This window comes from Thermodesulfobacteriota bacterium (genome assembly GCA_040755095.1).
GTDB lineage: Bacteria > Desulfobacterota > Desulfobulbia > Desulfobulbales > JBFMBH01 > JBFMBH01.
In genome coordinates this window covers 1-7,968 of sequence record JBFMBH010000134.1, presented here as the reverse complement: position 1 = coordinate 7,968, position 7,968 = coordinate 1, and the positions used below count along the sequence as shown (strand labels likewise).

Annotated in this window: 9 protein-coding genes; 2 read left to right on the top strand and 7 right to left on the bottom strand. The window is 65.5% G+C overall.

What is annotated here, in order from left to right:
• Nucleotides 1-43: 43 nt before the first annotated feature.
• Complete coding sequence (locus AB1634_16195) at nt 44-643, top strand: TetR/AcrR family transcriptional regulator (GenBank protein MEW6221055.1); 600 nt, start codon at nt 44-46, stop codon at nt 641-643.
• Between the two features lie 63 nt (nt 644-706).
• Here the strand turns inward: AB1634_16195 and AB1634_16190 are convergent, their stop codons facing one another.
• The 7 genes from AB1634_16190 to nifH all read right to left on the bottom strand — a co-directional run bounded on the left by AB1634_16190 (nt 707) and on the right by nifH (nt 6,380).
• A complete protein-coding gene (locus AB1634_16190; protein MEW6221054.1) occupies nt 707-1,135 on the bottom strand; it encodes a hypothetical protein in 429 nt (142 codons plus the stop codon).
• Nucleotides 1,136-1,227: 92 nt separating this feature from the next.
• Complete coding sequence (locus tag AB1634_16185; protein MEW6221053.1) at nt 1,228-1,533, bottom strand: (2Fe-2S) ferredoxin domain-containing protein; 306 nt, start codon at nt 1,531-1,533, stop codon at nt 1,228-1,230.
• Between the two features lie 30 nt (nt 1,534-1,563).
• Complete coding sequence (locus AB1634_16180; protein ID MEW6221052.1) at nt 1,564-2,937, bottom strand: nitrogenase component 1; 1,374 nt, start codon at nt 2,935-2,937, stop codon at nt 1,564-1,566.
• A gap of 48 nt (nt 2,938-2,985) precedes the next feature.
• Entirely contained in the window at nt 2,986-4,617 is a 1,632-nt protein-coding gene (gene nifD / locus AB1634_16175) for a nitrogenase molybdenum-iron protein alpha chain (GenBank protein MEW6221051.1), read from the bottom strand.
• Between the two features lie 146 nt (nt 4,618-4,763).
• Nucleotides 4,764-5,138 carry a P-II family nitrogen regulator gene (locus tag AB1634_16170; GenBank protein MEW6221050.1) on the bottom strand — a complete coding sequence of 125 codons (375 nt, stop codon included), beginning with the start codon at nt 5,136-5,138 and terminating at the stop codon, nt 4,764-4,766.
• Nucleotides 5,135-5,491, bottom strand: coding sequence for a P-II family nitrogen regulator (locus tag AB1634_16165; GenBank protein MEW6221049.1), 357 nt, complete (start codon nt 5,489-5,491; stop codon nt 5,135-5,137). Before AB1634_16165 ends, AB1634_16170 begins: the two co-directional genes overlap by 4 nt.
• A gap of 64 nt (nt 5,492-5,555) precedes the next feature.
• Nucleotides 5,556-6,380 carry a nitrogenase iron protein gene (nifH, locus tag AB1634_16160; protein ID MEW6221048.1) on the bottom strand — a complete coding sequence of 275 codons (825 nt, stop codon included), beginning with the start codon at nt 6,378-6,380 and terminating at the stop codon, nt 5,556-5,558.
• 313 nt (nt 6,381-6,693) lie between these two features.
• Between nifH and AB1634_16155 the strand changes: the two genes are divergently transcribed.
• The coding region (locus AB1634_16155; GenBank protein ID MEW6221047.1) for a sigma 54-interacting transcriptional regulator at nt 6,694-7,968 on the top strand (1,275 nt) is incomplete at its 3' end.

Below are 7,968 nucleotides of genomic sequence, written 5' to 3'. Positions count from 1 at the left end.
CCCGGTGTGTCTCTCCGCGCCCCACCCCCCGCCCGGAAAGCCGATGAAGGTCTCTGACAAGCACACCAAGATCCTGCAGGCCGCCATCAAGGTCTTCGCCCGCAAGGGGTTTTTCAACGCCAAGATCTCGGAAGTGGCCAAGGAAGCCAAGGTGGCCGACGGGACTATCTATCTGTATTTCAACAACAAGTACGACATCCTCATTTCCATCTTCGAGCAGGAGATGGGCAAGATCATCGCTCAGACCAAGCGGGCCCTGGAAAACGAGGACGATCCCCGGCGGATGCTGCAGATCTTCGCCATGAACCACCTGGTGCTCATGCGGGAGAAGAAGGACCTCGCCGAGGTCATCCAGATGGAGCTCCGGCAGAGCAACAAGTTCATCATCGAATACCGCAACAAGAAGTTCGTGGAGTACGTGGACATCATCTCGGAGATCATCCACAAGGGGCAGGCGCAAGGGGTGTTCCGGGCGGACGTCATGCCCGGGATCGTCAAGCGCGCCTTCTTCGGCGCCCTGGACGAGATGTCCCGCCTCTGGGTGCTGCTGCCCTCCCCCCACTACAGCCTGGAAGAGGCTGCCCACCACATCAGCAAGGTCTTCCTGCACGGCATCTGCGCCAATCCGGCGGAATGCGCCTGAAAGGCCGGCGGTTGCGCCAGGGCCATCCACGCCTCCGCACGTCCACCACAGGCCCTTCCGGGATCAGGCGGCCGCGCCGGCGCATCCTGCCAGCGTCTTCGTGACCAAAGCCTGCACCTGGCAGCCAGTGGCGAGAATCCGGGCCAGATCGTCGGCGCTGGGCTCCCGGCGCTCAAATGGGGTGAGCGGGCAGAGGTCCTGGAAGGAGTCCAGAAAGAGCAGCTCCCCGACCAGCGCCGGCAGCGGGCCCAGGAGGTGCTCCAGGGCGGCGGCCAGGTCGGCCATGGTGTGGTTTTCTGCCAGCTGGCCGTGGCGCATGAGAAGGCCCATGATGAGCTTCTCGATGGCCATGGCGGTGAGGCCCAGCAGGATCTCCGGGGTGAAGACCCCGGGCCGCTTCGCCGCACCTTGCAAGGCGGTGCCCAGGTAGGCCTCGCCGTCCCGAACATAGCGGTGCCAATCCGGCAGCCGCTTCCCGCTCGTTTCCTCCATGCTCGCGCCTCCCAGCACCAAAGGGCCGGCTACCCTCTTTGCGGCGGTGGCCGGCCCTCCGGGCATCATCGGCGGCTGGACGCCGCCTCTTTTCAGGGCATCAGATAGTCGGCAGCAGGGCGACCGTCCTCAAGGCCATCGAGGATGGCATCGATGGCCCCGGTGCTGGTCACGCCTCGGAACCACCAGTTGTCCGGATGGACCACCATCACCGGCCCGGCGTCGCATTGCTTCAGGCAGGTGGTGGCGGTGACCAGGCAATCGAGGCCCCGGTCCAGGATCTCCTCCTCCAGATGCTGGAGAAAGCCGTCGGTCTGCTTGTGGCACTTGCCTTTGGCGTCCCCGCCCTTGGCGCGGAAGCTCTGGCAGACGAGGATCTGTCGTTTCGGTATGGCCATGGCGTGCTCCTTGCAAAATGGGTTGCCGCTTCACATCACCAGCTCGAAGGACTGCTCCGGCGCGTCCCGGTCCTGGCGGTCCATGAGCACGCCGAGGATCTTCTCCAAGAGCCGCAGCGCCCCCTTGTAGGCCACGGTGGGGAAGTACTGATGGCCCTGGCGGTCCAGGATCGGAAAGCCCCAGCGCAGGTACGGGATGTCCTCGTCCCGGGCGATGTATTTGCAGTAGGTGTTGCCGACAAGAAGATCCACCGGCTCGTTCTTGATCCACTGGTGCAAGAGGAACATGTCGCCGCCCGCCCGGACGTTCACCGGGCAGGGCACCTCCCGGGTAAGCTCCCGGATCCGGGCCTCGAACTTGGCGCCCGGCGTGCCGGTCACCACGTGCACCGGCCACAGGTCCAGGCTGACCAGGAATTCGGTCATGGCGATGAGCTGGTCCGGGTCGCCCACCAGGGCCACCTTCTTGTGGAAAAGGTACTGGTGCATGTCGGAGATGAGGTCCACCAGCTGGCCGCGCTCGTGGATGATGGCCTCCGGCACGGCGACGCCGGCCACGGTGCGCAGGGCGTCGATGAAGCGGTCGGTGGCGGCCAGCCCGAAGGGCATCTCCAGGACCTTGCAGGGCACCTTGCAGTTGGCATCCAGCCAGCGGGCGGCGTCGGCCGAGCACCATTCGCCCAGGGCGAGGGTGCCGGTGGAGTCGCCGCAGGCCATAAGCTCCGCCATGGTGACGCCGCCCTGGGGGAACATCTGGTACTCGCCGGACAGCGGGCCGTTCAGGACCCCGGAGGTGTCGGGAAAGAGGATGGTCTTCACCCCCATGAGATCGGTGAGGCGCTTGAGCTCCTCCATGTCGGCCGGCTCCACCCAGCCGGGGATGATGTTCACCCGGCCGTTCTTCTTGCCGGTGCGCTGGGCGCACATGGCCATGGCCTTGGTCATGCTGGCAAAGCCGCTCACGTGCGAGCCGACATAGCTGGGGGTGTTGGCGCCGATGACGTGCTTGCCCTTGGGGATCTTGCCCTCTTCCTCGGCCTTGCGCTTGATCTGCTTGAGGTCGTCGCCGATGGTCTCGGACAGGCAGGTGGTATGGACGGCGATGACCTCCGGCTCGTAGACCGTGAAGATGTTGTGGATGGCCTGGAGCAGGTTCGCCTGGCCGCCGAACACCGAGGCGCCCTCGGTGAACGAGCTGGTGGCTGCGGCGATGGGCTCCTTGTAGTGCCGGGTGAGCGTGCTGCGGTGGTAGGCGCAGCAGCCCTGGGAGCCGTGGCTGTGGGGCAGGCAGCCGTGGATGCCCAGGGCCGCGTACATGGCGCCGATGGGCTGGCAGGTCTTGGCCGGGTTGATGGTCAGGGCCTGCCGCTCCGTCATTTCCTTGGGGGTATGTCGCAGGAGCATGAGGGTACCTCGTAACGGTTATGGTGAGCCCGCGTGGCGGAAGCTGTGTCACTCCCAGCCGAAGGTGGCCGACAGCTGGGGGTTTTTCTGCCAGGGGGCCTGCATGTACCCCCAGACCTTGCTGTTCACCAGGCGGTCGATCTCCCGGTAGAAGTTGATGGCGCCGGCAAAGCCGGCGTAGGGGCCGCCGGAGTCGTAGCTGTGCAGCTGCTTCATGGGCACGCCCAGCTTCTGGATGGAGTACTTCTCCTTGATGCCGGCGCAGAAGATGTCCGGCTTCAGGATCTGGACCAGCTTCTCGGCCTCGTACTGGTTGAGGTCATCGACGACCAGGGTGCCCCGGTCCATCTCCGGGATCATGCCGTCGTAGTGCTTGAACCGGTAACCGGCCGCCTCCAGGGCCTGCACCTCCTCGGGCTTCTTGCGGGGCTGGAAGCGGCCGGGGTCGGCAGTGACCTCGATCTCCTCGATGTTGCGGCTGTCGGCGTCCACCTCCAGGTGCGGCAGGACCTGCCGGCCCTCGTAGTCGTCCCGGTGGGCAAACTCGTAGCCGGCCGAGATGGTCTTCATGCCCATCTCGGCAAAGAGCTCCTGGTAGTGGTGGGCCCGGGAGCCGCCCACAAAGAGCATGGCGGTCTTGCCGCTGGTGCGGGGCAGGACCTCGGCCTGCACCTTCTCCACCGCCGGCATCTCCTCGGCTATCACCGCCTCCACCCGCGCGAGAAGCTCCTGGTCCCCGAAGTACTGGGCGATCTTGCGCAAGGACTTGGCGGTGGCCTGGGCGCCGATGAAATTTACCTTGATCCAGGGGATGCCGAACCTGGTCTCCAGCATGTCGGCCACGTAGTTGATGGAGCGGTGGCACATGACCGCATTGAGGTCCGCCTGGTGGGAGGAGGCGAACTGGTCGTAGGTGGAGTTGCCGGAAAAGGTGGCCAGGCAGGTAATGCCGCACTTCTTGAGAATCCGGTCGATCTCGAAGCCGTCACCGCCGATGTTGTACTCGCCCAGCAGGTTGATCTTGAACCGACCTTCCTTGGGCGCGTCGTTGACCCCCACGATGTGCCGGAAGAGCTGGTTGTTGGCGATATGGTGTCCGGCGGACTGGGACACCCCCTTGTAGCCCTCGCAGGAAAAGGCAAAGACGTTGCAGTCGCCGAACTTCTCCTTCATGCGCTTGGCCACGGTGTGGATGTCATCGCCGATCAGCCCCACCGGGCAGGTGGCGAAGACGGCGATGGCCTTGGGGTGGAAGAGGTCGTAGGCCTCCTGGATGGCGGCGGCCAGCTTCTTTTCGCCGCCGAAGATGATGTCCGAGTCCTGCATGTCCGTGGAGAAGCAGTAGGTCATGTAGTTCTCGCCGTCCGGGCCGGCATCGGTCTGGTTGCGGCGGGTGAGCCAGGAGTAGAAGCCGCAGCCGATGGGGCCGTGGGTGATGTTGACGATGTCCCGGGATGGCCCCAGCACCACGCCCTTGCAGCCGGCGTAGGTGCAGCCGCGCATGGTGATGATGCCCGGGATGGTGCGGACATTGGCCAGGATCTCCGGGGTCTCGTTCTCCTGGGCCTCGTTGATGAGGATCTGCTTGGCGCGCTTGCGCGCCACCTTGGCGGGATAGCGCTTGAGAAGCTCTGCCTTGACGTCGGCAGGGCTTGCGGGCTGGCTCATAGGGGTTGCCATGCTCTGGCCTCCTTGGGGTTGGACGGGATGGACCTGATGGACGGGATGGACCTGATGGACGGGATGGACGAGAGCAGGCGGTCCATCTCGTCCATCCTGTCCATCGACGTCCATGGCGTCCATGGGCCGCGTGTCTGTGGCAGGTGTCAGGCGATGGCCTTCTGGCCGGTCTCGCCGGTCCGGACGCGCACCGCATCGGCCATCGGCAGCACGAAGATCTTGCCGTCGCCGGGCTTGCCGGTCTGGTTCGCCTTGATGAGCGCCTGCACCACCTGGGCCACCTGGTCGTCGGCCACCACTGCCGTCACCAGCCGCTTGGGGTAAAGCTGGCCCTTGGCGCCCAGGAGCGCCGCGGCCTCCTCGTAGCCCTCCCGGGCGCCCTGCAGCACCTGGGGGTTGGCAAACCCCTTGCCGCGGCCCTGGGCTTCATGGGCGAAGAAGGCGTCGATGCCGGCGTCGGTCAGGGCCTGCTTGGTCTGGTTCATCATATTGATGCGCACAATGGCCATGACCTCTTTCATGCTGGCACCCCCTCGGCGGCGTACATGGTCTCCTTGACGCCGGAGCTGATGGTGTAGGACTCCTCCACCGGCGAGACGAAGATCTTGCCGTCGCCGAAGGCGCCCTTGTCGCCGGAGCGCGCGGCCCGCATGACGGTGTCGACGAAGAAGTCCCGGTCGGCCTCGTTGATAACGCTCATGAGCATGACCTTGGGGATCTCGTCGTAGATCACCTCGCCGATCTTGATGCCGCGCTGCTTGCCGCGGCCGGCCACGGCGTACTTGGTGACCGCCGGAAAGCCGGCGTCCATGAGGGAGGCGAGGACCTTGTCCGCTTTCTCGGGTCTGACAATGGCTCGAATCATGATGAGCATGGGTAGTCTCCTTGGGGCGGCCCCGCAGGCCGCGGTGGGCTGGATAAAGGGGATGCCTCGGTTTTCAGTCCATCAGGCCGTAATCCATGAGCAGCTTTTCCAGCCTCTCGATGGGCAGGGGCTTGGGCACCACGAACATGTCGTTGCCGTCGATGGCCTTGGCCAGGCCCCGGTAGTGGTCGGCCTGGGACGCCCCGGGATTCCACTCGATCACGGTCTTGCGGTTGATCTCCGCCTTCTGCACGTCGTTGTCCCGGGGCACGAAGTAGATGAGCTGGGTGCCGAGCTCCTTGGCCAGGTTCTCGATCATCTCCTTTTCGTTGTCCACCTTGCGGGAGTTGCAGATGAGGCCGCCCAGGCGCACGGTGCCTGAGGTGGCGAACTTCATGATGCCCTTGCAGATGTTGTTGGCGGCGTACATGGCCATCATCTCGCCGGAGCAGACGATGTAGATCTCCTCCGCCTTGCCGTCCCGGATCGGCATGGCAAAGCCGCCGCAGACCACGTCCCCCAGGACGTCGTAGAAGGCATAATCGAGCCCCACCTTCTCCTCGTAGGCGCCCAGGGATTCGAGCATGTTGATGCTGGTGATGATGCCCCGGCCGGCGCAGCCGACCCCGGGCTCCGGGCCACCGGACTCCACGCAGAGGGTGCCACCGAAGCCGACCTTCCGGATGTCATCCAGCTCCACGTCCTCCCCCTCCTCCCGGAGGGTGTCCAGCACCGACTTCTGGGCGAGGCCGCCCAGGAGCAGCCGGGTGGAGTCGGCCTTGGGGTCGCAGCCGACCACCATGACCTTCTTGCCCATCTCCACCAGCCCGGCCACGGTGTTCTGTGTGGTCGTCGACTTGCCAATCCCGCCCTTGCCGTAGATGGCTACCTTACGCATCTGTCAACCTCCTTAACGATAATGTGATGTGCTGCTCGGGGCAGCTGGTTGGACTTGACCGGATCGTTATCGCAAGGCCGATGCCAGCCTGCCGGGCCCGCGCGAAGCTTTTCCCTTATCTGATGGGTATTGTTGAAGAAAATTGTATGGGCGGCGGCGGTATGGGGTCCGGGCCCAGGGAGGTCCTGGTGGGGAAGGCGACAAAGGGGGAGCCTTGGCGCCATTTTCGGCAGAAGGAGGGGGACGGATGCCGGGCACGGCAATTGCTTTTTGCCAGGGCAGGGGTCAGGGCAGTCCGACCACAGGAGGAGCGATGCCAAGCCGAACCGGAACCGAACAGCTGGAGCTCAAAGCCCTCTACGAGATCGCCCAGCTCATCGGCTCGGCCCTGGATCTGGAGCGGGCCCTGGCCGCCATTCTGGGGATCCTCCACGACACCCTGCGCATGGAGCGGGCCACCCTGGTGCTGCTGGAGGAGGGCGGCCGCCGGCTCGCCATCCGGGCCAGCCATGGCCTCACCGATCAGGAGGCCAGCCGGGGCGTCTACGGCCTGGACGAGGGGGTTATCGGCAAGGTCTTCCGCACCGCCGAGCCTTTCGTGGTGCCGGACATCTCCCGGGAGCCCCTGTTCCTGAACCGGACCGGCGCCCGTACCCTGCTGCCCAAGGGCGAGATCTCCTTTCTCGGCGTGCCGGTGCTCCTGCGCCAGGAGCCGGTGGGGGTCCTGACCGTGGATCGCCTCTTCGGCGCCGAGGTCTCGTTCTCCGAAGACATCCGCTTCCTGACCGTGGTGGCCACCCTCATCGCCCAGTTCCTGAACCTCCATCAGGCGATCAGCTCCCGCCACGAGCGGCTGGTGGAGGAGAACGCCACCTTGAAGGCCGAGCTGGCCGACCGTTTCCAGGGCAGCCGCATCATCGGCCAGAGCAAGATCATGGAGGAGGTGTTCCGCACCATCGCCAAGGTGGCGGCCAGCGCCGCCACGGTGCTCATCCTCGGCGAGTCCGGTACCGGCAAGGAGCTGGTGGCCCGGGCCATCCACACCGGCAGCCCCCGCCGCCACGGGCCTTTCATCAAGGTCAACTGCGCGGCCTTGCCGGAGACCCTCCTGGAAAGTGAGCTCCTGGGCCACGAGAAGGGGGCCTTCACCGGCGCGGTGGCGCCCAAGAAGGGCCGCTTCGAGCTGGCCGACGGCGGCACCCTGTTTCTCGACGAGGTGGGGGAGCTGCCGTTGGCCCTGCAGGCCAAGCTCCTCAGGGTGCTCCAGGAGCGGCAGTTCGAGCGTCTGGGCGGCACGCGCACCATCGAGGTGGACGTGCGCATCATCGCGGCCACCAACCAGGATCTCCATCAGGCAGCAGCGGAGGGGCGGTTCCGGGGGGATCTCTACTACCGGCTGCACGTGGTGCCGGTGATCCTGCCGCCTCTGCGGGAGCGGCGGCAGGACATCCCGCTGCTCATCGAGCATTTTCTGGCCCGCAGCAACCAGCGGAACCACCGGCACGTCACCCTGTCCCGGGAGGCCCTGGAGCTTCTGGTCAGCCACCCCTGGCCAGGCAACGTGCGGGAGCTGGAGAACGTCATCGAG

Coding starts and splice junctions, on each gene's coding strand:
- nifD (MEW6221051.1), bottom strand. CDS start 4,617: ATGGCAACCCCTATGAGCCAGCCCGCAAGCCCTGCCGACGTCAAGGCA.
- AB1634_16180 (MEW6221052.1), bottom strand. CDS start 2,937: ATGCTCCTGCGACATACCCCCAAGGAAATGACGGAGCGGCAGGCCCTG.
- AB1634_16165 (MEW6221049.1), bottom strand. CDS start 5,491: ATGCTCATCATGATTCGAGCCATTGTCAGACCCGAGAAAGCGGACAAG.
- AB1634_16195 (MEW6221055.1), top strand. CDS start 44: ATGAAGGTCTCTGACAAGCACACCAAGATCCTGCAGGCCGCCATCAAG.
- AB1634_16185 (MEW6221053.1), bottom strand. CDS start 1,533: ATGGCCATACCGAAACGACAGATCCTCGTCTGCCAGAGCTTCCGCGCC.
- AB1634_16170 (MEW6221050.1), bottom strand. CDS start 5,138: ATGAAAGAGGTCATGGCCATTGTGCGCATCAATATGATGAACCAGACC.
- nifH (MEW6221048.1), bottom strand. CDS start 6,380: ATGCGTAAGGTAGCCATCTACGGCAAGGGCGGGATTGGCAAGTCGACG.
- AB1634_16190 (MEW6221054.1), bottom strand. CDS start 1,135: ATGGAGGAAACGAGCGGGAAGCGGCTGCCGGATTGGCACCGCTATGTT.